The following is a 25,946-nucleotide window of genomic DNA, read 5'->3' on the forward strand; positions in this document are numbered from 1 at the left end:
AGCGGTTAGGAGATAGGAGATAGACAAGGGCGGGCGGCTGGCCTGTGCCGGCGTTTTGGCTCTTACTATCTCCCAACTCCTATCCGCTGACTCCTAGCTCAATGGCCAGCTACGCCTCCCTAAAATGGCGCGCCCTCGCTCGCCGCCACCCGTCGGCGTTCCTGCTGGCGGCGCAGTTGTTGAGCCTGCTGGTCTATCCCTTGTTCGAACCCGCCGGCGGCGGGCGCGTGGTGTTCGGCGCGTTCGGCGTGCTGGTGCTGGCGCTGGCGGTGTGGGTGGTCAACCGCAGCCCGGCGATCAAGTGGATCGCCTGGATCATCGCGATCCCTGCGTTCGCGCTGTCGGTCCTGTCGGTGCTGTTCGCCAGCCCCGGCTTGCTGATCTTGTCTTCGGCGCTGGAGGCGGCGCTGTACTTCTACGCGGCCAGCGCGTTGATCGGCTACATGATGAGCGACCACAAAGTGACGGCCGACGAACTGTTCGCCGCCGGGGCTACGTTCACGCTGTTGGCCTGGGGCTTCGCCTACGCCTTCGTGGTCTGCCAGGCCTGGTATCCGGACAGCTTCGTCGGCGCGCAGCGGCCGGGCGAGCCGCGCACCTGGCTGGAGCTGCTGTTCCTGAGTTTCACCAACCTGTCGGCGGTGGGGCTGGGCGACATCCTGCCGATGTCGCCGGCGGCGCGGGTGCTGACCATGCTCGAGCAGTTCGCCGGCGTGGGCTATGTCGCCGCGGTGGTGTCGCGCCTGATCGGGCTGACCATGCTGCGCTATCCGCGTCCATAAGGCCCGAGCCGGCCGGCCGGCGCTGAACGAAGTTGAAATGACTCCGCGTTAAGCTGGCGGCTGTGCCAGGGCGAGGCAATCGTTGCGCACCCGATGCGTTACAGATAAGTACGCGGCGTGAGAGGCGTTTTGGAACGATACGTTCCGGCCCGATCGCGGCGAAAACCGCCCTGCGACGCTGCGGACCGGTCGTGGCGGCGTTCCCCGGCGCTAGAATAGGCGGCTAGAACAAGCAATGCCGGCGCGCCTTTCCGATCGCGCCACCGCGCCATGCCGGATATGTCGGTTGGTCCGTCTTGTGCCTAGGCGTTCAGGCACATGACCGACCGCGGGCAAGTGCGCACCATCAGCAGGATCCATGCCGCGAACCCACGAGCCATCGACGCCGCCCTTGCCCGCCGAGCATCTGCGGGTAGGCGATTGCCTGGTCGACATCCCTCTGCGCGAAATCCGCGCGCCGGGGGCGCGTCGGCCGCGCCGGATCACGCCCAAAGCGATGGGCGTGCTGCTCGTGCTCGTCGATCACGCCGACCGCGTGGTCAGCCGCGACGCGCTGCTGGCCGAGGTCTGGCCCGACACCCTGCCGACCGACGACGTGGTGACCCAGGCGATCACCCAGCTGCGCAAGGCCTTCGACGAAGACCGCGGCAACCCGCGCTACATCGAGACCATCGCCAAGAACGGCTACCGGCTGCTGGCCAAGGTGCGCTGGCTGGTGCCCGAAGCGGCCGCGGACGCCGCGCCGGCCGGCGCGGCCGAGAGCGACGCCGGCCTGGCCGACCCCGCCGCGGCCCCGGCGCGCGCGCCGGAGCGGATCGAACCGATCCCGCTGCCGAACCAGCCGCGCCCGCGCGGCACCTGGCGCTCGATCGTCGCCGCGGTGGCGGCGGTGCTGTGCCTGGTGGTGGGCCTGGTGTGGTGGTCGCTGGCGCGGCAGTCGCACGCGCCCGGCGCGGCGCCGGCGCCGGTCGATCCGGCGCGGGTCGCCGGCAGCCCGCGCCCGTACCGTCTGATCACCTCGATGCCTGGCTTCGAAGTCCAGCCGACCCTGTCGCCGGACGCGGCCCTGGTCGCCTACGTGGCCATTCCCGAGGGCCAGCGCGGCACCGCGATCCTGGTCCAGACCACCGACCAGACCCCGCCGCGCCAGCTCAGCCGGCCCAGCGGCCAGGCCGAGGACAGCACCCCGGCGTGGTCGCCGGACGGGCGCTCGATCGCGTTCCTGCGGGTCGACCCGGCGCGCTCGTGCAAGGTGCTGCTGATCGCCGCCAACGGCGGCGCCGAGCGCGAGGTCGGCGAATGCGATTCGCGCAACCCGCCGACCTTCGAGTGGACCCCGGACGGCCGCGGCCTGATCTTCGGCAGCATGCAGACCCCGCAGGGCATGGTCGGCATGCGCGTGCTCGACCTGGCCAGCGGCGAATGGCGCGCGGTGCCGTACCGCCCGGGCGCCGGCAATCTCGACCTGTCGCCGCGGTTCTCGCCCGACGGGCGCTGGATCGTGTTCCTGCGCAACAACCCGCAAGGCGACTTCTGGCGCCTGCCGGCCGAGGGCGGCACCGCCGAGCGGCTGAGCCAGCTCAGCGCCGACGTGCGCGGCTGGGACTGGCTGCCGGACAACCGCAGCATCCTGTTCGGCCGCATGATCGACGGCGACACCCGGCTGTTCCGCCTGGACCTGGAAACCGGCCAGGCCCGCGACCTGGGCATCGAGTCGGCGCAGTTCCCGGCGGTGGCGGCCTCGCGCCCGGCCGCGGCCTTCGTCCAGCGCAAGCCTTACTTCGGCCTGTTCCGGGTGGTGCTGGGCGACACCTCCAAGGGCGCGGTGCACGTGGTCGACCCGCTGTTCCCGTCCTCGGCCCGCGACATGCTGCCGGCGGCGGCGCCGGACGGGCGCCAGATCGTGTTCTTCTCCGACCGCTCCGGCAGCAATCACCTGTGGTGGGCCGACCTGGACCAGCCCGATTCGTTGCGCATGCTGCAGGGCGTGACCCCGGGCACCCGCTACGGCGCCTCGTGGTCGGCCGACAGCACCCGGGTGACCGTGGTCGGGCCGGACCCGGAAGGCCGCAACGCGGTGTTCGAGATCGTTCCGGCCAGCGGACGGGTGACGCGCCTGCCGGTGCCGGTCGAGGAGCCGATCCAGGCCATGCAACTGCCGGATCCGAACCGGATCCTGATCCTGGCCAGCGCCGGCGACGGCCGCCTGCGGCTGAGCCTGTTCGACCGCAGCGCCTCGCCGTGGAAGCTGCTGGCGGCGATCGACGACGTGTCCGAGGGCCGCGCCGACCCGGCCCACGGCCGCCTGCTGTTCGCGCGCCAGACCCAGGCCGGGCTGTGGCAGGCCGACCTGGCCCTGAGCCCGGCCAGCATCCGCCAGATCGACGACAGCGAACCGGTCGCCGACCGCTACCGGCTGTGGGATGTGGCCAGCGCGACCGGCGACCTGCGCTACATGGACCAGCAGCCGACCTGCCTGTCGCTGATGCGCCGGATCGCCACCCCGGAACTGCCGCCCTCGGCCCTGTGCCTGGACCAGAGCCGGCGTTCGGCGATCAACGGATTCAGCCTGAGCCCGCGCGGCGACACCGTGTATTTGGCCCTGGCCAAGTGGGACGGCGCCGATATCGGTTACATGGATCTGCCCGAGGAACCGAAAACCTTTGTGCCGGGCTGGCTCAACTGATTGATTCAATTGCGGAAAGTCCTTTCGGAAGTTCATCGGATGTGACATCGTTCCGAATTCGCCTAACTCTCCGTCAAATTTCCTGCGCCCGGGTTCGTTGCTCGCGCAAATAAAAACCTCATACCCCGCAAATGAGGTGGACCAATGGAGCAAGCATTGTGGGCGGATCGCGGACAGCTGCTGCAGCTGGACGCGCAGGATCAATCCGTTCAGGCAAGTTGCGTCGGCGTCTCGCGACTGGGCAGCGTCCAGTTGTCCGGCACTCACTTTTCGATTTGGGTGCAGTTGCGCGGCAGCTCGTGGGTTGAGGCCAAAGAAGGCAAGTTCCGACTCAAGCGCGGCGACTGGATCGCGTTCGAGCGAGACTCCAAGCCGGTGCTGCAGGCCGACCGCTACGGCGTCTGCGTCGGTCTCAACCTGACCCCGGACGCGATCAAGGCCATGGCCCGCCTGGCCGACAGCAGCCTCTACGCCGGTCGCGGCCGCATGAACCGCCACGACGCCCGCATCGCCCTGCGCCTGTGGCGCCAGGCCAGCGCGCGCAACGGCGAGGCCGACAACGGTTTCGACCTCAACGCCCTGCGTCCGATCCTGCTGCACCTGGCCGGCGTCCAGCGCGAGCTGACCGCGCGCATCCAGCGTTGCCCGGGCCGTTCGCGCAGCCGCAAGCGTCAGGTCTTCGGCCGCCTCCAGCGCGCCCGCCTGTACCTGGAAGGCAATTGCGACCGGGTCGTGCGCATCAGCGAACTGGCCGAGCTGACCAGCTTCTCGAGCTGGTACTTCTCCAAGACCTTCCACAGCCTGTACGAGGAGAGCCCGCAGGCCGCTTCGGCCCGCATGCGCCTGGAACACGCCGCGGACTTGTTGAAGAACACCTCGATGATGATCGGCGAGGTCGCTGCCGCCAGCGGTTTCGACAACTGCTGCAGCTTCGCCCGCGCCTTCCGCGCCCGCTTCGGCACCTCGGCCACGCGTTACCGCAGCGCCGCGGCCAGCGCCAAGGCCGAAGCCGCCAAGTCGGCCGTCATGCCCTTGCGCAAGTTGGCGATGGCGAGCTGATCGGGCGACGAAAGCGTTACGAAACACCGAAAGACGTTCCGAAACGGCCGAGGTCTGGCCGCGCAGTACGCTCCGAAACGATGTCGGCACCACCGTAAACGCAAGCTCCGAGCCCGCCGTATCCGGCCCGCCCCGATCCGACTGATCTTTTTCAGTCGCCGATCCGGGACCACCGCCAGGCCGATACCGCCAGCCGCCTCCCCCAACAGGCCGGACTCCGCATCACCCGCAGCAACGCCGAGGTTTCGACTGCGCGCATCGCGCGCAGCCGAGCCTCGGCGGCATCGGGCCGCCTCAGGCGGTGCGTCGATGCCGCTGCGTCGCGCGTGTCGCGCGTTCTTGTTCCGATTCCTTCTTATGTGTTCGTGCGTTCGCGTGCGTCGTGCGTCCGTGCGCGTGTCGGCGCTCGCGTCGATGCGGTGCGGTCGAAGCGTGCTCGTTGCCGAATGCATGAACGAGCGATTCAGTTTCGTGCGCGAGTGCGGCGAGCGAATGCAGCGCATCCGGCGTCGTGTCGATGCATGCATCGCGTCATGAACGAATCGTTCAGCATCGAACGCACTAGTCAGTAGCGCATCGACGTAGGCGCGTCGCATCGGCTTGGCGATAAGCGCGTAGCGATGCATCGACATCCGACACGACACGAATTCGCGCGTCTGAACGATTCGTTCAGTCAACGCCGCCGAATCCACTTTGCGATGCGCACTCGCGAACGACGCGACGAAGCCGCACGCGCACGCATTCCATAAACATGTACAGGCGCCGAAAGCGCGGCGAACGCGCCGCGTCGGCGCGGCTACGCGCGAGGTTTCGATACGCATCCGATTCCATGCGTATGCATCGCGCTACCGAAAATCAGCGGCTTCGCCGCGACCGGGCCGGTTGTGCAAAGACGCGATGCAAAGCCGTTGTGCGAATTCAGCAAGACGCGCGGCAACGCGAAGCAAAGCGATCACCGCGTCGCATCGCGAACGCGCGAGCGCGACGCGATCGGTCAAAAACACCTGAAATTCATCACATTTAACGCGCGCGACATGCGTCTTTCGTAGCGATGACAGTGGCCTCTACGACCGACTGCGCAAAGTCTCCCGCTGGCAACCGCAAAGCAGTGCGGGAAGTTGGAACGTACTTTTGCATGGCGTTTTAACACGCCCATAACGAGATTACTGGAGAGAGATAGATGAACCATCGTAGTCTGCGCCCCGCGGCGCGGTACGGCGTTCTGCCGTCCGCCATTGCCGCGGCGCTTGTGTCCGCTCTGGTCCCGGCGATCGCCGGCGCTCAAGAAGCCGATGCCTCCAAAAACCCGACCACCCTCGATCGCATCGAGGTGACCGGTTCGCGCATTCGCCAGGCCAACCTGGAGACGTCGCAGCCGGTCGTCACCATGTCGCGCGCCGAGATCCAGAAGCAGGGCTTCACCTCGGTCGCCGACATCGTCCAGAACATCACCGCCACCGGTTCGCCGGCGATCTCGCGCGCCGACGCGCTCGCCTCGGGCGAAGACGTGGGCGGCCAGTACGTCGACCTGCGTAACCTCGGTCCGCAGCGTACCCTGGTGCTGATCGACGGCAAGCGCATGGGCATCAGCTCGACCGGTTACTCGGATCTGGCTTCGATCCCCAGCTCGATCGTCGAGCGCATCGAAGTGCTGACCGACGGCGCCTCGGCGCTGTACGGCTCCGACGCCATCGCCGGCGTGGTGAACATCATCACCCGCAAGCGCTTCGACGGCCTGGAAGGCAGCGCCTACATCGGCCAGTACGGCCAGGGCGACGGCAGCAAGGAGGTCTACAACTTCGTCATCGGCCAGACCGGTGAGCGCGGTTCGGTGACCTTGGGCGCCGAGTACAGCAAGGAAGATCCGGTCATGGCCCGCGACCGCGACTTCACCCGTTACCCGAACGGCCGCGCCCATCCGTTCCCGGACCTCGGCGGTCCCGACGGCACGGTGCGCAGCAACGGCTGGAGCGGCATCAACCAATGGGGCACGCTGTTCGGCCCGAACGGTCCGATCACCGCCAACCGCGGCACCACCGACACCTCCAAGCTGTCGAACTTCCACCCGACCGACGGTCTGACCGACCAAGCCAACGCCAACGAGCAGATGTATCTGTCGACCGGCCTGGAGCGTCGTTCGGTGTTCGCCAACGCCGAGTTCGACATCACCGACAATCTGCGCGCCAAGGCCGACATCCTGTACACGGATCGCGAAGCCACCCAGCAGATCGCCGGCTATCCGTTCCGCTCCACCGGCTTCGACCGTTACTCGGGCGACCTCAGCCTGAAGGCCGACAGCGCGTTCAACCCGCTGGACACCGACGCCGACTTCTTCCGCCGCGGCTGGGAAGTTCCGCGTCAGACCAAGTCCGAGCTGACCACCTACCGCTTCAGCGGCGGCCTGGAAGGTTCGTTCGAACTGGCCGGCCGTACCTGGGATTGGGACGCGGGCTACCTGTACAACCAGAACAAGGGCGTCAAGACCGGCACCGGCAACCTGTTCCTGCCGAACGTCGAAAAGGCCCTGGGCCCGTCGTTCATCGACGCCAACGGCGTGGCGCGCTGCGGCACCGCCGCCGCCCCGATCGCGGGCTGCCTGGCGTGGAACCCGCTGCTGGGTCCGGACGTCAACGCGCCGGGTTCGCTGAACAACAAGGATCTGCAGAAGTTCCTGTACCTGCCGACCCACGACACCTCGACCACCAAGACCGAGGTCTACAGCCTCAACCTCAGCGGCACGCTGGCGACCCTGCCGGCCGGCGACCTCGGCCTGGCCGTGGGTTACGAGCACCGCAAGGAATCGGCGCACTACTCGCCCGACGCGCTGCTGCAGTCGGGCCTGAGCACCGACCTGGCCGGTAGCGAAACCCAGGGCGGCTACTCGCTCGACGAGTTCTACGCCGAGCTGGCCGTGCCGGTGCTGTCGGATGTGGCCTTCGCGAAGGAACTGTCGTTCAACATCGCCGGCCGTTACTCCGACTACAACACCTTCGGCGACACCACCAACGGCAAGTTCAGCCTGAAGTGGAAGCCGTTCGACGACCTGCTGATCCGCGGCACCTACGCGACGGGCTTCCGCGCCCCGACCGTGGCCGACCTGTACGGCGGCATCAGCGAAAGCTTCGACAACTACACCGACCCGTGCGACAGCCTGTTCGGTTCGGCCGTGCGCAACCCGCAGGTCGCCGCGCGTTGCGGCAGCGCGGTCCCGGCGAACTTCCGCCAGGTCGCCTCGGGCGGCAAGCCGGCCACCGGCCCGAACGCCCAGTCGGACAACCCGTTCCTGTCGGGTTCCAACTCGCAGCTGACCCCGGAAACCTCGAAGTCGACCTCGATCGGTTTCGTGTACAGCCCGAGCTGGTTCGGCGGCTTCGACATCGGCCTGGACTGGTGGAAGATCAAGATCGACGACGTGATCGCGGCTGAGACCGTCACCTCGATCCTGAACAACTGCTACGTGCTCGGCATCAACTCGGCGTGCAACCGCTTCGTGCGCGACGCCGATGGCCAGGTCGTGAGCGTGACCCGCAACCTGATCAACGGTGGTTACCAGGAGACCGCGGGTTACGACCTAAACCTCTCCTACCGTCTGGCCGACACCCGCTTCGGCAACTTCTCGTTCAACTGGAAGACGACCTACGTCGACTACCTGGAATACAAGCGCGACAACGAGAGCACCACGCCGGTCGAGCAGCGCACCGGTTGGGTCGCCGACGGCCTGAGCAACTTCCGCGTGCGTTCGAACTTCAACGCCGACTGGAGCTGGGGCGACTTCGGCGCGAGCTGGGGCATCCGTTACTACGGCGGCCTGAAGGAAGAGTGCGCGTACGATCTGGACGGCGGCAAGGAGTGCAACAACCCGAACTACCGTTCCTCGTACAAGGGCGCGGTGCCGGTGCGCGAAGTGGGCAGCAACACCTTCCACGACCTGCAGGTCCGCTACAACACTCCGTGGAATGCGACCGTGGCGATCGGCGCGAACAACGTCTTCGACCATGTCGGCCAGACCATGTTCAGCCAGCCCAACAGCAGCTTCAGCTACAACGGCAGCTTCGACATCGGCCGCTTCGTGTACATGAAGTACACCCAGCGCTTCTGATAGAAGCCTAGCGATACCGCAACACGACTACGGCCCCGCGAGGGGCCGTAGTTTTTTTGCGCCTGCGAAACTTGGGCGAACTGCCTGTAGGAGCGGCGCGAGCCGCGGCCGCGACAATGCCGTTGCGGCGCAGGTTTCGTCGTAGTTTTTCTGTCGCGGTCGCGGCTTGCGCCGCTCCTACAGGGGGCGGTCGTGTTCGCGCGGCGATGTGGCAACAAAAAAGGCCGCCCGGAGGCGGCCTTTTTCGTGCGTCGCGATGCGATGCGCTCAGAACTTCGGCTTGTCTTCTTCGGCCGCGTAGCGCTCGATCGCTTCGACCAGGATCTTCTTAGCCTCTTCGGCGTTGCCCCAGCCGTCGAGCTTGACCCACTTGCCCTTCTCCAGGTCCTTGTAGTGCTCGAAGAAGTGGCCGATGCGCTCGAGCCAGTGCGGGCTGACCTGGTCGATGTCGTTGATGTGCGAGTAGCCGGCGAAGACCTTGTCCACCGGCACCGCCAGCAGCTTCTCGTCGCTGCCGGCTTCGTCGCTCATGCGCAGCACGCCGACCGGGCGGCAGCGGATCACCGAGCCGGGGATCAGCGGCAGCGGCAGCACCACCAGCACGTCGGCCGGGTCGCCGTCGCCGCACACGGTGTGCGGCACGTAGCCGTAGTTGCAGGGATAGCGCATCGGGGTCGACAGGATGCGGTCGACGAAGATCGCGCCGGAAGCCTTGTCGACCTCGTACTTGACCGGCTCGGCATCCTTCGGGATTTCGATGATGACGTTGATCTCGTGCGGCGGGTTCTTGCCGGTGGGGACGTGGTCCAGACCCATGTGTGCTCCGACTGCTGAGGCCTGCCGGGGGGCGGGCCGGGTGGATGAAAGGGGCCTCATTTTACGCGTCTGGCTGTTGCGATGCAGCACGCGCTCGCTCGAATCTGGGGCCGGCCCCAGGGGCGGCCGGGCGGGGCGCAAATGTCGAACGGAGGCGAAGCGGCCGGCTTCGGCGTCGATCTTCGGCCCTGGCCGGCTTTCGCCGGGGGCGGGGACGCCGCCGGCCGGGTCGCGTCCAAATCCGCCAAATCGCATGTCCAACGCCTTCGGCGTGCATTTTCCACGCCCCACTTGAGACGCTGCGCCGGCCCTGGCTATATCGGCGCTGGATCGATCTAAAACCGGGAAAACCGATGGACCTGGGCTCGCAGGCCGTGCACGAACTGGTGGGTTTCTTCGGCCTGGGCGCCTTGCTGGAGCTGCTGGCCAGCGAAGGCTACCGCGGCCTGCTCAGCGGCGCTGGGGTCAAGGCGCTGTTGTTCCCGGTGATCCCGGCGCTGCTGGTCTACGAACTGCTGCGTACCGTGGCCCGGCGCCGGTTCCGGCTCGAGGACTACAAGATTCCGTTCCTCACGATGGTCGCCAACCGGCTGATCGGCGCGGTGCTGAGTTTCGGCGTGGTCGCGCTGTGCATCGCGCTGTTGCAGCCGTTGGCGCTGTTCCAGGTCGAGCTGAGCGGGTGGGGGCTGCTGTACGGCTACGTGGTCTGGGAGTTCGCCCACTTCGTCTACCACTACCTCGCCCATAAGGTGCGGCTGCTGTGGTGCCTGCACTCGACCCACCACGCCCCGACCGCGATGAACCTGTCGGTGAACTACGCGCACCTGTTCCTGGAGGCGCCGTACGCCGACCTGGTGCGCACCAGCATCTGCATGCTCGCCGGGGTCAGCCCGCCGCTGCTGCTGCTGATCATGCTGATCGACGGGTTCTGGGGGCAGTTCATCCACCTGGGCGAACACGCGCTCAAGGACGGGCGGCTGGGGCGGCTGCATCGCTGGATCCTCACGCCCGCGCATCACCGCGTGCACCACGCGCGCAATCCGCTGTACATGGACACCAACTTCTGCAACCTGCTCAACGTGTGGGACCGCGCGTTCGGCACCTACCAGCCGCAGCGCGAGGACATCCGCATCGAGTACGGCATCACCCGGCCGATGAAGCCCGGCAGTTTCCTCGACGCGTATCTGGGCGAATTCCGCGCATTGCTGCGCGATGTGATCGCCGCGCCGGGCCTGCGCAACAAGCTGCTGTATTTGCTGATGCCGCCGGGGTGGAGCCACGACGGCCGCTACAAGACCGCAGTGGAGAGCAAACGCGAATGGCTGGCGCAGCGGCAGGAGGCGGTATGAAGCGTGTGGGAATGGCGATGGCGTTGTTGCTGGTCGCGTCGAGCGCGATCGCCGCGGAAAACTTCGCGCTGCGCCGGCCGGTCACCGGCTCGCCGATCTGCAAGCCCGGCGAAGAGGCGATCAAGGCCGTCGACGGCCGCCTGAGCAGCAAGACCGAACACAAGTTCTGCACGTTGGAGAAACCCGCGTGGCTGCAGATCGATCTGCAGGCGCGCCGGCAGGTGCGCGAGCTGGTGGTCAAGCACGCCGGCGCGGGCGGCGAAGCGGCGGCGATGAACACCCGCGCCTACACGCTGGCCTTGTCCGAGGACGGCCGGCAGTGGCGGCAGGTAGTGTCGGTGCGCGACAACCGCGACAGCGTGCGCCGCCACGCCATCGCGCCGACCTGGGCGCGCTATGTGCGGCTGGAGGTGAGCGAGCCGGCGCAGGATCCGGCCGATCCGGCGACGCGCATCTACGAGGTCGAAGTGCGCTGAGCCGTTGTGGCAGGGCCTTCAGGCCCGATGCTTTTGTATCCGCTGCGATGAAGTCCGCAGCGAGCTGAGCGGAAAGCATCGGGCCTGAAGGCCCTCCCACAAAAAGCCCTCCCACCAGAAGCCTTCCCGCCACGGCATCGTTTGGCCTGGGGCCGACCCTAGCTGGGGTACGCGCTAGCTTGGACCTCGCCATACCTGTGCGTATCTAGGAAACCTCGTTTCCTCGACGCGCAGGTCCGCCCATGTCCGTACAGCTCGACGCCACCCGCTCCGCGCCGCCGCCGCAGGCCGATGCCTATTGGGACAACCCGGCCGCCTCCGACCCGAACCGGCAGGTGACGCCCGAGCCGATGGGCTTGCTGCAGACCGCGGCGATCGAGCCGACCGCGACCCTGGCCGCCGGCGGCACGGTCGAGATCGACGGCGGCGCGACCAACCCGCAGCAGCGCACCCAGACCAACACGGCCGACGGCAAGGCGGTGCAGGTCGATCCGCTGCACGATGGCGCCGAGGTGTCGATCGCGCGCGAGCGCACCCTGGCCGACGCCGGCGGCGGCCGCCAGTACATCAGCACCGACCAGATCGTGCTGACCACCGGCGCCAAGAACGACCAGGTCAACGTCACCCAACGCGACGACGGCACCCTGGATGTCGGCGTCAACGGCGAACGCTACGCCGTGCGCCTGACCGAGAACCAGGAACTGACCATCCGCAGCGGCGACGGCAACGACGTCATCGCCGTCGCCCCCAACGTCCGGGTCAATATCGTGGTCGATGCCGGCGCCGGAGACGATACGGTGACGACCGGCGCCGGCAACGACCGCGTCGACGGCGGCGCGGGCAACGACCGCATCGCCGGCGGCGACGGCCGCGACGATCTGTTCGGCAACAGCGGCGACGACACGCTCGACGCAGGCGCCGGCGACGATGTGGTCTACGGCGGCGACGGCGCCGACCGCCTGCTCGGCGGCGACGGCGTCGATTTCCTCGAAGGCGGCCGCGGCAACGACGAACTCGACGGCGGCGCCGGCCACGACATGCTCTCCGGCGGCCTCGACGACGACACCCTGCGCGGCGGCGAAGGCGACGACGCGATCTACACCGGCGCCGGCAAGGACACGGTCGACAACCGCTCGGGCAACGACACCGTCTACGCCCAGACCGCGATGGACCTCATCAACGCCGCCGCCGGCGCGCGCAACACCGTGGTCAACGTCGAGATCGGCGCGGCCAAGGGCGTGAGCGTGGAAGGCTCCGACGCGTTCAAGCAGCGCGTCGGCGCGGAGATCGACTTCCTGCGCAGCTCGCCCAACGGCCAGCAGATGCTCGCCGAGTTCGACAAGGCCGCCGCGCGCGGCAACAGCGTGACCATCAAGGAACTGGCCAACGAACAAAACGGCTACGCCCAGACCTTCAGCAACGACGCCGACATCGTCAACGGCCGTGCGGGCCGCGGCGGCGACGTGCAGATCAGCTACAACCCCTCGTTCCACATGGACGCGTTCCCGGCGCCGGTGGGCGTGCTGTACCACGAGATGTCGCACGCCTATAACGGCGTCAACGGCACCTTCCAGCCGGGCACGTACCGCGGCGCCGGCCCCGACAACGGCGAAGTGCCCAACGCCGAGCGCCAGGCGGTAGGCCTGGAGACCAGCGCGCCGGCCTACGACTTCGACGGCGATCCGGCTACGCCCAAGACCACGGCCAATCCCGACTGGCTCACCGAGAACGGCATGCGCGCCGAACTCGGGCTGCCGGACCGGCCGAACTACACCTTGTAACCGCGACGCCGGCGATCTTAGCGGCTTGGGGATAGAAGGCAGCCCGCACTCACCGCGGGCTGCCTTCGCATTGACCAGCGCGGCCCGAACCGATTGTGGGAGGGACTTCAGTCCCGACGCCTTTCTTCCCGATCGCTTCGAACCCCCAAGCCGCAACGCCATCCACCGGAGACGACCCATTCGATGGAAACGAATGCGTTTTCCCCTTGTAGGAGGGACTTCAGTCCCGACGCTTTTCTTCCCGATCGCGTCGAAACCTCCACGCCGCAGCCCCATCCGCCGGAGCAGACCGATCCGATGGAAACGAATCCGTCTTCCCCAATCCGCCGCAGCGCATGCGGCGTTTGCCTCGCCGCCGCCCTGCTCGCAAGCCCGCTCCAGGCCATGTCCGCCGCCAGCACCGACACCCAAGGGCAGGGCGCGACCCTGCACGCCGAATTCGCCTACGACCCGGCCCAGCGCAGGCTGCGGGTGGACTACCGCGTGCGCAACACCGGCGACGCGCCGCTGGCGGTGTTCGATCGCGGCGACCGCCACGCCGTGGCCAGCGGCCGCCAGCGCGCCGGCGCGGTGGGCGCGCCAGCGTGGAAGGACGTAGGCGACGGCGCTATCGAACTGAGCCACCTCGCGCAGCCGCTGCCGCGGCCCGCGCCGGTGTCGCCGCCGACTCCGCTGGCGCTCAAGCTCGCGCCCGGCGCGCAGGCGGCCGGTTCGTTCGAGTTCGCGCTGCCGGGCGAACTCGAACCCAAGCGCATTCGCTGGTGCCTCGGTGTGGCGGCATTCGAGCTCGATCAGCTGGACATGCCGCAGCGCTACGGTGAGGTCGAAGTCTGGCGCGCTTCGTTCGCGCTCGCGCAAACCCAGCAGCGCTTGTGCACGCCGTGGTTCGATCCGGTGCGCTCCAGGTTCGCGTCTTGAGTCGCGTCAGCGAGGCGACGGGCGATCCGAAAGGAAGGCGTCGGGCCTGAAGGCCCTCCCACAACAGCGCCTCAGCGCACCAGCGCGTCCAGTTCCGCGGGTTCGAACGCGATCGCGCTGCGCTCTCCGGTATCGGCCAGGATCTTGCGTGCGATCAGCTCGCTGGTCGGCGCCAGCACGCTGAAGTGATTCGTGCGCGGCACCGCGTACCAATGCGCCAGCGGGTTGCGGTTGGCCCGGCGCATGGCCTCGAGATCGTCGGTGTTGGCGTCGTGGTCGCCTTCGAAGGCGAACACCGGGCTGCGGATCGAGGCCAGCCAATAGGCCGGCGAACGCAGGCGCAGTTGTTCCTCGCTCAGGCCCGGCGGCACGAAGCGCCCGCCGTAGTTGGCCACGTCGGCGATCGGGCCGAACGCGAACACCGCGCGAAAGCGCGCGTCGCTCTGCGCCACCAGCAGCGCCAGGGTGCCGCCGGTGCTGTGTCCGCCCAGATAGATGCGCTGCGGGTCGACGTAATCGAGCTTGGCCAGATAATCGGCGGCGGCGAGTACGTCGCGCACTTCGCCGTAGAAACCTTCGCGCACGCCCGGGTTGTCGTTGCCGCCGCGCAGCGACGGGTACATCACTACCACGCCGGCCTCGCGCAGGGCCGCGGCGCTCTGGTCGTTGCCGCGCGGCTGCGGGGTCCATACATCGCCCAGCGTGTTGCTGTCGCCGCCGGTCAGCCAGACGATGGCCGGGCGCTTGCCCGGCTGCGCCGGACGCGGGGTCAGGTAGGCGGCCAGCTCGCCGGGTTCGGCGCGGTAATGCACCAGCTCCAGCACGCCCGGCGGCGGCGCCGGCACCGGGCTGCCTTCCTGGGTGCCGCGCGCCGTTTCGGCCGGCGCGGCGGTGCGCGCGGCGGCGAGGTCGGCGCCATCGCCGGCGCTGGCGGCGTTGGCGGTCGGGGCGCGGGAACAGGCGGCGAGTGCGGCGAACAACAGCAGCGGCAACAGCGGCAGGCGCATCGGGAGCGGTCCTTGCAAGGGTGGGGCGCCAGTGTGCGGCAAACCGGCGGCCTGCGCGCGCCGCACCAACGAAAACGGCGGCCCAGGGCCGCCGTTTCCGTTCCTCCGATAAGCAGGCTTACTCGACGCTGACCTCGACCCGCCTGGCTTCCTTGGCGTCGCCGCCGCCTTCGGTCACCGCCGGCTTGTCCAGGGCGATGCGCTCGGCCGCGATGCCTTGTTGCTGCAGCCAATGCTGGACCGCCTGCGCGCGCTGCTTGGACACTTCGGCATTGGTCGCGGCGCTGCCGGTTTCGTCGTGGAAACCGGAGATCCGCGCCTTGGCGTCGGGCTTGGCGTTGAGCGCGGCCAACACGCCGGCGAGGTCGCCGGCGGCGGTGGCGGGCAGTTGCGAGGAGCCCAGATCGAAGTAGAGCTTCGCGTGGTCGGTCGCTGCGAGCGTCGTGTCGCCGGCACCGGCATCAGCACCGGCGCTGGCGCCGGCAGCGGCCGTACCCGTCGCCGCCGCCGTGCCGGCGGCCTGCGCCGTAGCGCCGTCGGCGCCATGCTGCGCGGCCGACGCCGCCGCGACTGCCGCGGCCGCCGCCTCGTCCTGCCCGCGCACGTCGCCCACCGGCAGCAACGGCACCAGCAGCAGCGCGACGATGTTGATGATCTTGATCAGCGGATTGATCGCCGGGCCGGCGGTGTCCTTGTACGGATCGCCGACGGTGTCGCCGGTGACCGCGGCCTTGTGCGCTTCCGAGCCCTTGCCGCCGTGGTGGCCGTCCTCGATGTACTTCTTGGCGTTGTCCCAGGCGCCGCCGCCGGTGGTCATCGAGATGGCGACGAAGATGCCGGTGACGATGGTGCCGATCAGCAGGCCGCCCAGCGCCTTGGGCCCGAGCAGCAGGCCGACCACCACCGGCACCGCGACCGGCAGCAGCGAGGGCACGATCATTTCCTTGATCGCCGACTTGGTCAGCATGTCCACCGCTTTGTCGTACTGCGGCTTGCCGGTGCCTTCCATGATCCCGGGGATGTCGCGGAACTGCCGCCGCACTTCCTCGACCACCGCGCCGGCGGCGCGGCCGACCGCTTCCATCGCCATCGCGCCGAACAGGTAGGGGATCAAACCGCCGATCAGCAGGCCGATGATCACCATGTGGTCGGACAGGTCGAAGGCGAACACCTTGCCCGGATGCGCGGTCTGCAGGTTGTGGGTGTAGTCGGCGAACAGCACCAGCGCGGCCAGCGCGGCCGAGCCGATGGCGTAGCCCTTGGTCACCGCCTTGGTGGTGTTGCCGACGGCGTCCAGCGGGTCGGTGATGTCGCGGATCTCCGGCGGCAGCTCGGCCATCTCGGCGATGCCGCCGGCGTTGTCGGTGATCGGCCCGTAGGCGTCCAGCGCCACGATCATGCCGGCCATCGACAGCATCGAGGTCGCGGCGATGGCGATGCCGTACAGCCCGCCCAGCGCGTGGGAGGCCCAGATCGCCACGCACACCGCGATCACCGGCAGCGCGGTCGACTTCATCGACACGCCCAGGCCGGCGATGATGTTGGTGCCGTGGCCGGTGGTGGAAGCCTGCGCGACGTGCTTGACCGGCGCGTACTGAGTGCCGGTGTAGTACTCGGTGATCCACACGATCGCGCCGGTCAGCACCAGCCCGATCAGCGCGCACCAATACAGGTTCATCGCGCCATAGCTGGAATCGCGCATCAGTTCGGCGGTGATCGGATAGAACGCGATCGCCGCCAGCACCGCCGAGACGATCACGCCCTTGTACAGCGCGCCCATGATCGAGCCGCCGGCCTTCACCTTGACGAAGAACGTGCCGACGATCGAGGCGATGATCGACACGCCGCCGAGCACCAGCGGATACAGGATGCCGTTGGCGCCGACCGTGCTCGCCATCAGTCCGCCCAGCAGCATCGTCGCGATCACCGTCACCGCATAGGTTTCGAACAGGTCCGCGGCCATGCCCGCGCAGTCGCCGACGTTGTCGCCGACGTTGTCGGCGATCACCGCCGGGTTGCGCGGATCGTCCTCGGGAATGCCGGCTTCGACCTTGCCGACCAGGTCCGCGCCGACGTCCGCGCCCTTGGTGAAGATGCCGCCGCCCAGGCGCGCGAAGATCGAGATCAGCGAGGAACCGAACGCCAGGCCGACCAGCGCGTGCAGCGCCTTTTCGCCGGTGACGCCGAGCCTGGCCAGCACCAGCCAGTAGCCGGCCACGCCGAGCAAGCCCAGGCCGACCACCAACATGCCGGTGATCGCGCCGCCGCGGAAGGCCACGTCCATCGCCGGGCCCATGCCGCGGCGCGCGGCTTCGGCGGTGCGCACGTTGGCGCGCACCGAAACGTTCATGCCGATGTAGCCGGCCGCGCCGGAGAGCACCGCGCCGATCAGGAAGCCGATCGCGGTATGCCAGTTGAGGAACAGTCCGATCAGCACGAACAACACCGCGCCGGCGACGGCGATGGTGGTGTATTGGCGGTTGAGATAGGCGCGTGCGCCTTCCTGGATCGCGCCGGCGATCTCCTGCATGCGTTGGTTGCCGGCGGGTTGTGCGCTGATCCAGCGCGCGGACACGATGCCGTAGAGGATCGCGATGACGGCGCAGCCTAGCGCCAGGATCAAACCGTACTGCTCCAGCATGAAACCCCTCCCCGGTTGGAAAAGTGGACATCACGGGACAACGGATTCGACAGGGTGCCGCGAGCGGTCGTGGACCGGTGTTCCGCGGATCGCGTTTGCGCGCTGCGCGTGTTGCATCGCAGCGTGGCCGTGTCGCGTACACGGCGCGAACCGACTATCGCATAGGGACTGTGCCGGCGAAACCGGACGCGCGGCGGCGATTGCGCCGACACGCGCGGTACCGGCGAGGCTGCGACTGGAGTCACGGAACCCGTGCGTTTCATTGCCGGCTTCGGCCCGCGCGACGCTTGACGCGGCGACGGCGCGCGCGCAGCGCGACCCGCACGCGCATGTTGCGCAGCCGCAACGCCGTGCGCGCGTCGGGCTCGCGTGCGGCGTTGCGTGCGGCGCCGGTTTGACAAGCATCGCGCGGGCGTCCTTAGATCGAAGCGCGCGACCGCCCCGGCGGCGCGCGGCAGGGAATGCGGGCCGCGGGGGCGGCCAGGGCGGAAGGATCGCCCGGACGAGGCCGCATGCGGCGCTCGTCGCGTTCGACCACCCGCCGCGCGCGGCCGCCGTGGCGCGGCCTCGACGGGGCGGCGCATCCGGCGCCGCAGCGCCGCTCCGGCACTCTCCAGCACGGCGCCGACACGATCCGACGATCAAGGAGTTCACATGAGCAAGAAGCTGATGGCGGTGTGCATGTTCGTATTCGGCATGGGCCTGGGCGCGGGCGCGTCCGCAGGCGGCGCCAGCATCACCCCGGAAATGGCCCAGTGCATCTACGAGTGCAAGCTCGGCGGCGGCACCCAGGCCTATTGCTGGGCCTGCTGCGTGCACGGCAACTGCCTGATCCCCGAGCCGATCGAGTGAGCCGGGCGGGCAGCCCGGGCGGATCGTCCCGGCGCGCGCGCCGGTCCGGTACGCGGCTTGGCTGAACCCGGCGCCGGACGCGGCCGCGCGCCGCGTCCGGCGTTCGCGTGTCGGTATCGGCGGATCGCGGCGGCAGGGGTGAAGCGGTGTTCAGCCGATGCGTGCGAGGCTGCCCCGGCCCCGCAACCGGAGTCCTGCGATGCGCAGACTGACGCTCTTTTCCGCCGCCGCGCTGGCGCTGACCGCATTCGCCGCCATCGCGGCCGACCCCACGCCCGAGATCCAGCGCGCCGCCAGCGCGCCGCCGCAAGCGGCCGGCAGCGTGCACACCCTGCGCCAGATCCCCGAGGCCTGCGCGCGCCTGGAAGGCATGTTCACCGGCGAGGCGGCGCAGCCGTACAAGTTCGCGGTGGTGCGCTCCAGCCCGAACTGCCAGCCGCGCGCGCGCTTCGTCGACGCGGCCAAGGCGCAGCCGTCGGAAGCCGCGGGCTGGAAGTTCAACGACCTCATCCGCGTGCCCAGCGCAGCCTGCCCGCAGCAGCAGGCGGTGGTGCGGGTATGGCGCAAGCCGGCCGCGGTGGCGCCGCCGCAGCTCGACGCGCAAGGCCGCGCGCGCCTGTACCTGCAGGACGAAAAGGCCCGCGCCGAGGCCGCCAAGCTGGCCCAGGTGCCGATGTTCGCCGCGGCGATGACGGTCGAAGGCAAGCCCTGCGGCGGCTGAGCGCGGCGCCGGCCGCAAACGAAGAAAGGGCCGCTCGCGCGGCCCTTTCTCTTTTGGCGTCGCAGGCGCGCCGGCTTACTTCACGCCGACGCAGTCCTTGAGCTCGACCACGTAATCGGTCTGGTTGTACTCGTCGAAGGTGCCGGTGAGCTGGATGCGGTCGTTGGCGCGCAGGGTCAGCGCGTAAGCCTTCTGGTTCGGCGCCAGCGCGCAGCGCACGCGGGTTTCGAACAGGCGGCGGTCGCTTTCGACCAGGCCCGGCAGCAGCGAGCCGCCGCCGGCTTCGAAGGTCACGTAGTACTTGCCGGTCTTGCCGTCGCTGACGCCGGCGTTGGTGCCCTTGACCGTGTACTGGCGGCCCTTGTAGCGATCGGCGACGACCGCGGCGTTTTCCTTGGCCTGGGCTTCGATTTCCTGCGCCAGCTGCTGCGCCGACACGGCGATCGGCAGCGGCTTGGGCGCGGCCGAGCGCGGCGGCGCGGTCTTGCCCGGCTTGAGCGAGCCGATCATTTCGCACATCGACTTCTTGATGTCGTTGGCGCTGCCGAACGAGCCCTTGCGCAGCTTCAGCGACATGGTCACGGTGCCGGAGTTGTCGGCGGTGACCTGCATCGGCAGCGGGCGGTGCAGGGTCGAGGAAGGCTCTTCCAGCACCAGGGTGCCAGCGCTCAGGTCCTCATCGAGCACCGCCATGTTGCGGCCGATGCCGGCGTTGCGGACCTGGCCGATGCCGGCCGCGGCGGACATGCCCGGCACCTGGACCTGGGTGAAGTACTCCTGCCCCGAGAGCGGGTTGCCCTTCTTGGTGAAATTGTCTTCGCACTGACCGGCGACGGCCGAGACCGAAGGAACCAGCAGCATCAGCGGAACCAGAAACCTGCCTTTCATGACGACTCCCTGTAATGACCAACTAAGCGTTGCGTCCCTGCGCCCGCATGAACGCTTGCGGCGGCAGATTGCCGCAATCGGTTGGGCGGTTCAACGTTTTTCGGTTGGCGACCGGGCCCGGCGCGGGCATTGGCGACGTGGCGCACAGATGCGCGGCGGCTGGGCCGGCCCGCGGGCGCGGGCCGGCGCGCCGGCGGCGGGTCAGGCGCCGCCGCAGTCAGGATCGCGGTCGTAACGGCGCTGCATTTCCTCCGGATCGATCGCCTCGATGCTGTGGCCGATGTTCCAGCGGTGGCCGAAGGGATCGATCACCGTGCCCGAGCGCTCGCCGTAGAAATGGTCGCGCGGCGCCATCGCCAGGTGCGCGCCGGCGGCGACCGCGCGGGCGACCACGTCGTCGGCATCGTCCACGTGCAGGTGCAGGGTGTGGCTGTGCCCGGCGCCGGCGACCGGGCGCTGGATGTCGACCTCGGGGAACTCCTCGCACAGCATCAGCGTGGTGCCGCCCAGGTCCAGTTCGACATGACCGATGCGGCCGCCGGGCTCGACCAGGCGGAATTTCTCGGTCGCGTCGAACACCTTGCAATAGAACGTCACCGCGGCCTGGGCGTCGCCGACGCAGAGATAGGAAAACAGTTCGTGCACGGCCATGGCGGGCTCCTGGAATGAGGTGGACGCAGCGTGCGCCCGGGCACGCCGCGCGTATTGGACGAAATTTACCCCAAGCCGCCGGCATCGCCGGATGGCTCCCTGCCGGACGGCTCCCTGTAGGAGCGACGCAAGTCGCGACCGCGCAGCGTCCGCTCGCGCCGCAAGTCTGGAATCCGGACGGCACGCGCCCGGCCGCGGCTTTCGTCGCAAGCGCAGTGTCGCGGTCGCGGCTCGCGCCGCTCCTACAGTCGCTTCGACGAAGCGACCGGCCGAGCTTGCAGCAACGGTTTCCCCCCTGTAGGAGCGGCGCAAGCCGCGACCGCGCAGCAGCAGTTCGCGCCGTAACCGCAGCCGCCGAGCGCCTTACCCGCGCCCAGGCGAACGCATCGGCAAGTGATGCGGCGACACCGCCCGCGCGGCCAGATACGCGCGAGGCGACACCCCGGCGAACTCGCGGAACTCGCGGATCAGATGCGATTGATCGCAATAGCCGGTCGCCAGCGCCAGCTGCGCCCAGTCCGGCTGCGTCGTCGTCGCCAGCGCCGCCAGCAGGCGCTTGAACCGCAGCACCCGCGCGTAGCGTTTCGGGCTCAGCCCGGCGGCGTCGCGGAAGCCGGCGATGAAGCGGCGATGGTTGCGGCCGCTGGCGTGGACCCAGGCGGCGACGCGCTCGCCCGCATCCGCAGCCGGCGCCGCGACGCTGTCGAGCCGGCGCGCCGCGCGCAGGATCTGCGGATCCAGCCCGCGCACCGGCCGCAGCCGCGCGTGCAGGAACGCTTCGATGCGTTGCCGACGCTGGGTCGGGTCGGTCACCGCGGCCAGCCGTTCGTACAACTCAGCGGCCGCGGCCGCGCCGCACAGCGCGTCCAGGCCGACGTAAGCGCCTTCCAACTCGCCCGCCGACACCCCGAACAAGGCCAGCGCCGCACCCGGCCGAAGCACCGCGCCGACCGAGGCGGCCGGCTGCGAGGTGTCCTTGATGCAATAGCCGGCGCGCGCGCCGGCGACCACCGCCGGGCCGTGCTCGCGGCCGCGCGCATCGTCGGCGTCGGCGTACAGCCGCAGCGGCGGCCCGTCCAGGCGCACCGCCAGATGCATCGCGCCGCTGGGCAGCGAGTGCTCGCGCGCGTGCGCCGGCGCCGCGTCCGGGCGCGCGCAGGCCCAGACCGTTTCGATCCACGGCCGCAACGACGGCAGCCACGGCGCGCCGGCCGACACCGCGGCGCCCTCAGCCCTCGAACGGCGGCAGCTTGGCCTTCACCGCCGCGTTCTTCAGCGTCACGTACTGCGGCAGGCCGTCGCGCCCGTAAGGCGGCGGCGCTTCGCCGCGGATCAGCGGCTCCAGGTATTTGCGCGCCGCCGCGGTGATGCCGTAACCGTCCTTGCGGATGAAGTTCGCCGGCATCTTCTTCTCGCGGTTGGCGATCTTGTCCAGCGGCGCCGGCTCGATCTTCCAGCGGTACGGCGCGTCGGAGCTGCGCACGATCACCGGCATCACCGAGTTCATGCCCTTGAGCGCGTACTCCACCGCCGCCTTGCCGGCCGCGCGCGCCTGCTCGACGTCGGTCTTCGACGCCAGATGGCGGGCCGAACGCTGCAGATAGTCGGGCAGGGCCCAGTGCACCTTGTAGCCCAGTGCGTCCTTGACCCGTCCGGCCAGATAAGAGGCGACGCCGCCGAGCTGGGTGTGGCCGAAGGAGTCCTTGCCGCCGCCGGCGTCGGCGACGAAGCGGCCGTCCACGGTCTGGATGCCTTCGCTGGCGACCACCACGCAGTAGCCCACGCGCTCGACCGTGGCTTTGACCTTGGCGAAGAAGTCGGCTTCCTCGTACGGGCGCTCGGGGAACAGGATCAGGTGCGGGGCCGCGTCGGCGCCGTCGCCGGCCAGCCCGGCCGCGGCGGCCAGCCAGCCGGCATGGCGGCCCATGGCCTCGTAGACGAAGACCTTGGTCGAGGTTTCGGCCATCGCCGCGACATCGAGCGCGGCCTCGCGCACCGACACCGCGGTGTACTTGGCGGCCGAGCCGAAGCCCGGGCAGCAGTCGGTCACGGCCAGGTCGTTGTCCACCGTCTTGGGCACGCCCACGCAGGTCAGCGGATAGCCGTACTCGGCCGCCAGCTGCGAGACCTTGAGCGCGGTGTCGGCCGAGTCGTTGCCGCCGTTGTAGAGGAACCAGCGCACGTCGTGGGCCTGGAACACCGCCAGCAAGCGCTCGTAGCGGGCGCGGTCGGCGTCCAGCGCCTTGAGCTTGAGCCGGCACGAGCCGAACGCCCCGCCCGGGGTGTGGCCGAGCGCGCGGATCGCCGCGGCCGATTCCTTGGAGGTGTCGATCAGCTCCTCGCGCAGCGCGCCGAGGATGCCGTTGCGCGCGGCCAGGACCCGGACCTTGCGCGCCCGGGCCGCCTCGATGACCCCGGCGGCGGTGGCGTTGATGACGGCGGTCACACCGCCGGATTGCGCGTAAAGCAGGTTTCCGGCGATCTTGCCAGAGGATTTTCTGGCGGTTTTGGCAGTCGGCATGGGGATTCCAGGATTGGCGCCGGTTTGCGGTAAGCTGGCCGCAATATTCCGCCCGGCGGGTGGCAGGCCGCTTCGAGTGTAGCGCCGCCCCGCATCCAGGCCAGCCCAGCGCCGGCCGAACGGGCTCCACGGCCGCCGCCGCGCGCGACGGCCGTACGGATTTCATTTGTTTCTAGGAGCGATGTAGATGCGATTGGTACTTCTGGGCGCGCCCGGCTCGGGCAAGGGCACGCAGGCCGCACGGCTCAAGGACCACCTGCAGGTGCCGCACATTTCCACCGGCGATCTGTTGCGCGCCGAAGTCGCCGCCGGCAGCAAGCTGGGACTGGAAGCCAAGGCGGTCATGGACGCCGGCAATCTGGTCAGCGATGAGATCCTGCTGGGCATGCTCGAGGACCGTTTCTCGCGCCCCGACACCCACGGCGGCTTCATCCTCGACGGCTACCCGCGCAACCTGGCCCAGGCCGACGCGCTCGACGCGCTGCTCAAGCGCATCGGCCAGCCGATGGATTTCGCCGTGCAGCTGGAAGTGCCGACCGAACTGCTGGTCCAGCGCATCGCCGGCCGCGCCGCCGAGCAAGGCCGCAAGGACGACAGCCCTGAAGCCGTGCGCACCCGCCTGAAGGTCTACGACGAGTTGACCGCGCCGGTGATCGAGTACTACCGCCAGCACGGCCGCCTGACCGTGGTCGACGGCGTCGGCTCGCTGGACGAGGTGTTCACCCGCATCATCGAGGCGCTGGAGCCGGCGCCGACGGTGGGTTGAGCAACGCCTCGCTCCCTCTCCCGCGTGCGGGAGAGGGCTGGGGTGAGGGCCGCAAACGGTCGTCCCCCCGTTATCGTTCGAATTCAGATCCCGGTATTGAAGGCGCAGGCGCGGCGGTAGGATGGTTTCGTCGTCCGCCGGGTCGCGCGTGCCCTCACCCCAGCCCTCTCCCGCAGGCGGGAGAGGGGGAGTTGGTGCCAGCGGGAGTCGCTTCGTTGAGCATTCGCAAACTCTTTTGGAAACTCGGATCTTGAAGCTGCATATCTTGGGCATCGCCGGCACCTTCATGGGCGGCGTCGCCGCGCTCGCGCGCGAACTCGGCCACGACGTGGAAGGCAGCGACCAGGCGGTGTATCCGCCGATGTCGACCCAGCTCGAACGCCTCGGCATCGCCCTGCGCCAGGGCTACCAGCCCGAAAACATCTCCGCCGATTGCGATGAGATCGTGGTCGGCAACGCGCTCTCGCGCGGCAACCCGGCGGTGGAGCAGGTGCTCGACGACGGCCGCCGCTACACCTCCGGCGCGCAGTGGCTCAGCGAGCGGGTGCTGCCGGGCCGCGACACCCTGGCGGTGGCCGGCACCCACGGCAAGACCACCACCACCAGTATCCTGACCTGGCTGCTGGAAGCCGCCGGCCGCGCGCCGGGCTTCCTGATCGGCGGCGTCGCCGAGGACTTCGGCGCCTCCGCGCGCATCGGCGCCGGCCGCGAGTTCGTGGTCGAGGCCGACGAGTACGACACTGCGTTCTTCGACAAGCGCAGCAAGTTCGTCCACTACCGGCCGCTGGTGGCGATCCTCAACAACCTCGAATACGACCACGCCGACATCTTTCCCGATGTGGCCGCGATCCAGCGCCAGTTCCATCACTTGGTGCGCACCGTGCCGCGGCGCGGCCGCCTGATCGTCAACGGCGAGGACGCGCGCCTGGCCGAAGTGCTGGCGATGGGCTGCTGGACCCCGGTCGAGCGCTTCGGCCTGGACGGCGGCGATTACGAATGGAGCGCGCGCCTGATCGCGCAGGACGGCAGCGCGTTCGCGGTGCTGCATCGCGGCGCCGAGATCGGCGAAGTGCGCTGGCCGCTGCTGGGCCGGCACAACGTGATGAACGCGCTGGCCGCGTTGGCCGCCGCGAATGCGGTCGGCGTGGACGTGGCGACGGTGCTGCCGGCGCTGGCGAACTTCCGCAGCGTCAAGCGTCGGCTGGAAGTGATCGGCGAAGCCGGCGGCGTCACCGTCTACGACGATTTCGCCCATCATCCCACTGCGATCGAGACCACCCTGGCCGGCTTGCGCGCGCGCGTCGGCGCGGCGCGGATCGTGGTGGCGATGGAGCCGCGCAGCAATTCGATGCGTCTTGGCGCGCATGCCGAAGCGTTGGCGCCGTCGCTGCGCGAGGCCGATGCGGTGGTGTTTCTGCATCGTCCTGAGTTGGCTTGGGATGCGGGCAAGGTCGTTGCGGGTTTGCGCGGCGAAGGTGTCGCTGTGGCGGATGCGGATGCGTTGATTGCGGCGTTGCGCGAGCGGGTGCGTGCGGGGGACCATGTGGTGTTCATGTCCAATGGTGGTTTCGATGGGGCGCCGCGGCGGTTTTTTGCGCAGTTGCAGGGGCGTTGAGCTCGGCCGGATGGGGGCGATAGTTTTCGCTGGTTTCGGGCGTGCTGTTTCGATTCTTCGTGCGCGTGGGCGCGCTCTGTGCGGCGTGTGAAGCCTCGTCGTAATTGAACTGTCGCGGTCGCGGCTTGCGCCGCTCCTGCAGTCGGATACGGAACTTGCCGAAGGCCCCTGTAGGAGCGGCGCGAGCCGCGACCAACCGCAGCGACTTAGCTCCGCCGAACTAACCCGAAGACCCGAAACTCCCAACCCGTCATTCCGGCGAAAGCCGGAATCCATTTTGATCTGGCTTCTGCTTCTATCGTTGCTACGAGTGACGAC

The 25,946-nt window shown here is 68.9% G+C and carries 20 protein-coding genes and 1 pseudogene; 12 read left to right on the forward strand and 9 right to left on the reverse strand.

Annotated features, from left to right (window positions below; genetic code table 11):
• Nucleotides 1–101 precede the first annotated feature (101 nt).
• The 3 genes from BLU84_RS23515 (at nt 102) to BLU84_RS23525 (ending at nt 4,527) form a co-directional block, all read left to right on the forward strand.
• Nucleotides 102–782, forward strand: a complete 681-nt coding sequence (locus BLU84_RS23515) for an ion channel (protein WP_074872898.1) — start codon at nt 102–104, stop codon at nt 780–782.
• Nucleotides 783–1,140: 358 nt separating this feature from the next.
• Complete coding sequence (locus BLU84_RS23520; protein ID WP_074872900.1) at nt 1,141–3,468, forward strand: winged helix-turn-helix domain-containing protein; 2,328 nt, start codon at nt 1,141–1,143, stop codon at nt 3,466–3,468.
• Nucleotides 3,469–3,612: 144 nt separating this feature from the next.
• Nucleotides 3,613–4,527, forward strand: a complete 915-nt coding sequence (locus BLU84_RS23525; protein ID WP_074872903.1) for a helix-turn-helix domain-containing protein — start codon at nt 3,613–3,615, stop codon at nt 4,525–4,527.
• Here the strand turns inward: BLU84_RS23525 and BLU84_RS26850 are convergent.
• On the reverse strand, nt 4,443–5,348 hold the full coding sequence (locus BLU84_RS26850) for a hypothetical protein (RefSeq protein ID WP_139175214.1): 906 nt from the start codon (nt 5,346–5,348) through the stop codon (nt 4,443–4,445). The genes BLU84_RS23525 and BLU84_RS26850 overlap by 85 nt on opposite strands.
• A gap of 359 nt (nt 5,349–5,707) precedes the next feature.
• Here BLU84_RS26850 and BLU84_RS23530 point away from each other — a divergent pair, with 359 nt between their 5' ends.
• Entirely contained in the window at nt 5,708–8,626 is a 2,919-nt protein-coding gene (locus tag BLU84_RS23530; protein ID WP_074872907.1) for a TonB-dependent receptor plug domain-containing protein, read from the forward strand.
• A gap of 267 nt (nt 8,627–8,893) precedes the next feature.
• Here BLU84_RS23530 and ppa read toward each other — a convergent pair whose 3' ends face one another.
• On the reverse strand, nt 8,894–9,442 hold the full coding sequence (gene ppa / locus BLU84_RS23535; protein WP_074872909.1) for an inorganic diphosphatase: 549 nt from the start codon (nt 9,440–9,442) through the stop codon (nt 8,894–8,896).
• Nucleotides 9,443–9,795: 353 nt separating this feature from the next.
• Between ppa and BLU84_RS23540 the strand changes: the two genes are divergently transcribed.
• The 4 genes from BLU84_RS23540 (at nt 9,796) to BLU84_RS23555 (ending at nt 13,966) form a co-directional block, all read left to right on the forward strand.
• Nucleotides 9,796–10,791, forward strand: a complete 996-nt coding sequence (locus BLU84_RS23540) for a sterol desaturase family protein (protein WP_074872912.1) — start codon at nt 9,796–9,798, stop codon at nt 10,789–10,791.
• Nucleotides 10,788–11,267, forward strand: a complete 480-nt coding sequence (locus BLU84_RS23545; protein ID WP_170849237.1) for a discoidin domain-containing protein — start codon at nt 10,788–10,790, stop codon at nt 11,265–11,267. The genes BLU84_RS23540 and BLU84_RS23545 overlap by 4 nt, the downstream gene beginning before the upstream one ends.
• Before the next feature lie 242 nt (nt 11,268–11,509).
• Nucleotides 11,510–13,048, forward strand: coding sequence for a M91 family zinc metallopeptidase (locus tag BLU84_RS23550; RefSeq protein WP_083383065.1), 1,539 nt, complete (start codon nt 11,510–11,512; stop codon nt 13,046–13,048).
• A gap of 384 nt (nt 13,049–13,432) precedes the next feature.
• Entirely contained in the window at nt 13,433–13,966 is a 534-nt protein-coding gene (locus tag BLU84_RS23555) for a hypothetical protein (protein WP_074872918.1), read from the forward strand.
• Between the two features lie 71 nt (nt 13,967–14,037).
• On the opposite strand, the gene BLU84_RS23560 is transcribed toward BLU84_RS23555, so the two are convergent.
• The 3 genes and pseudogenes from BLU84_RS23560 to BLU84_RS23565 form a co-directional block, all read right to left on the reverse strand.
• Entirely contained in the window at nt 14,038–14,973 is a 936-nt protein-coding gene (locus tag BLU84_RS23560; RefSeq protein WP_139175215.1) for an alpha/beta hydrolase family protein, read from the reverse strand.
• Between the two features lie 118 nt (nt 14,974–15,091).
• Nucleotides 15,092–15,601, reverse strand: a complete 510-nt coding sequence (locus tag BLU84_RS27880; RefSeq protein WP_233431216.1) for an OmpA family protein — start codon at nt 15,599–15,601, stop codon at nt 15,092–15,094.
• Nucleotides 15,590–17,614 (reverse strand): annotated as a pseudogene (locus tag BLU84_RS23565) (sodium-translocating pyrophosphatase); the annotation flags it as partial. The pseudogene BLU84_RS23565 and the gene BLU84_RS27880, both read right to left, overlap by 12 nt.
• A gap of 654 nt (nt 17,615–18,268) precedes the next feature.
• On the opposite strand from BLU84_RS23565, the gene BLU84_RS23570 reads away from it, so the two are divergent.
• Both BLU84_RS23570 and BLU84_RS23575 read left to right on the forward strand, forming a co-directional pair.
• Entirely contained in the window at nt 18,269–18,466 is a 198-nt protein-coding gene (locus BLU84_RS23570; RefSeq protein WP_074872924.1) for a hypothetical protein, read from the forward strand.
• Nucleotides 18,467–18,665: 199 nt separating this feature from the next.
• On the forward strand, nt 18,666–19,187 hold the full coding sequence (locus BLU84_RS23575; RefSeq protein ID WP_074872927.1) for a hypothetical protein: 522 nt from the start codon (nt 18,666–18,668) through the stop codon (nt 19,185–19,187).
• Between the two features lie 75 nt (nt 19,188–19,262).
• Here BLU84_RS23575 and BLU84_RS23580 read toward each other — a convergent pair whose 3' ends face one another.
• From BLU84_RS23580 to BLU84_RS23595, 4 genes are all read right to left on the reverse strand, one after another.
• On the reverse strand, nt 19,263–20,075 hold the full coding sequence (locus BLU84_RS23580) for a hypothetical protein (protein ID WP_139175216.1): 813 nt from the start codon (nt 20,073–20,075) through the stop codon (nt 19,263–19,265).
• Between the two features lie 201 nt (nt 20,076–20,276).
• On the reverse strand, nt 20,277–20,726 hold the full coding sequence (locus BLU84_RS23585; RefSeq protein WP_074872935.1) for a VOC family protein: 450 nt from the start codon (nt 20,724–20,726) through the stop codon (nt 20,277–20,279).
• Nucleotides 20,727–21,089: 363 nt separating this feature from the next.
• The gene (locus BLU84_RS23590) at nt 21,090–21,944 is read right to left on the reverse strand and encodes an AraC family transcriptional regulator (protein WP_083383066.1); all 855 of its coding nucleotides are present in this window, start codon (nt 21,942–21,944) and stop codon (nt 21,090–21,092) included.
• A 10-nt stretch (nt 21,945–21,954) separates the two neighbouring features.
• Entirely contained in the window at nt 21,955–23,247 is a 1,293-nt protein-coding gene (locus BLU84_RS23595) for a 6-phosphofructokinase (RefSeq protein WP_074872938.1), read from the reverse strand.
• 187 nt (nt 23,248–23,434) lie between these two features.
• Between BLU84_RS23595 and BLU84_RS23600 the strand changes: the two genes are divergently transcribed.
• Both BLU84_RS23600 and mpl read left to right on the forward strand, forming a co-directional pair.
• A complete protein-coding gene (locus BLU84_RS23600) occupies nt 23,435–24,013 on the forward strand; it encodes an adenylate kinase (protein WP_074872941.1) in 579 nt (192 codons plus the stop codon).
• 247 nt (nt 24,014–24,260) lie between these two features.
• The gene (gene mpl, locus BLU84_RS23605; protein ID WP_074873026.1) at nt 24,261–25,628 is read left to right on the forward strand and encodes a UDP-N-acetylmuramate:L-alanyl-gamma-D-glutamyl-meso-diaminopimelate ligase; all 1,368 of its coding nucleotides are present in this window, start codon (nt 24,261–24,263) and stop codon (nt 25,626–25,628) included.
• Nucleotides 25,629–25,946: the final 318 nt, after the last annotated feature.

This window comes from Lysobacter enzymogenes (genome assembly GCF_900106525.1).
GTDB lineage: Bacteria > Pseudomonadota > Gammaproteobacteria > Xanthomonadales > Xanthomonadaceae > Lysobacter > Lysobacter enzymogenes.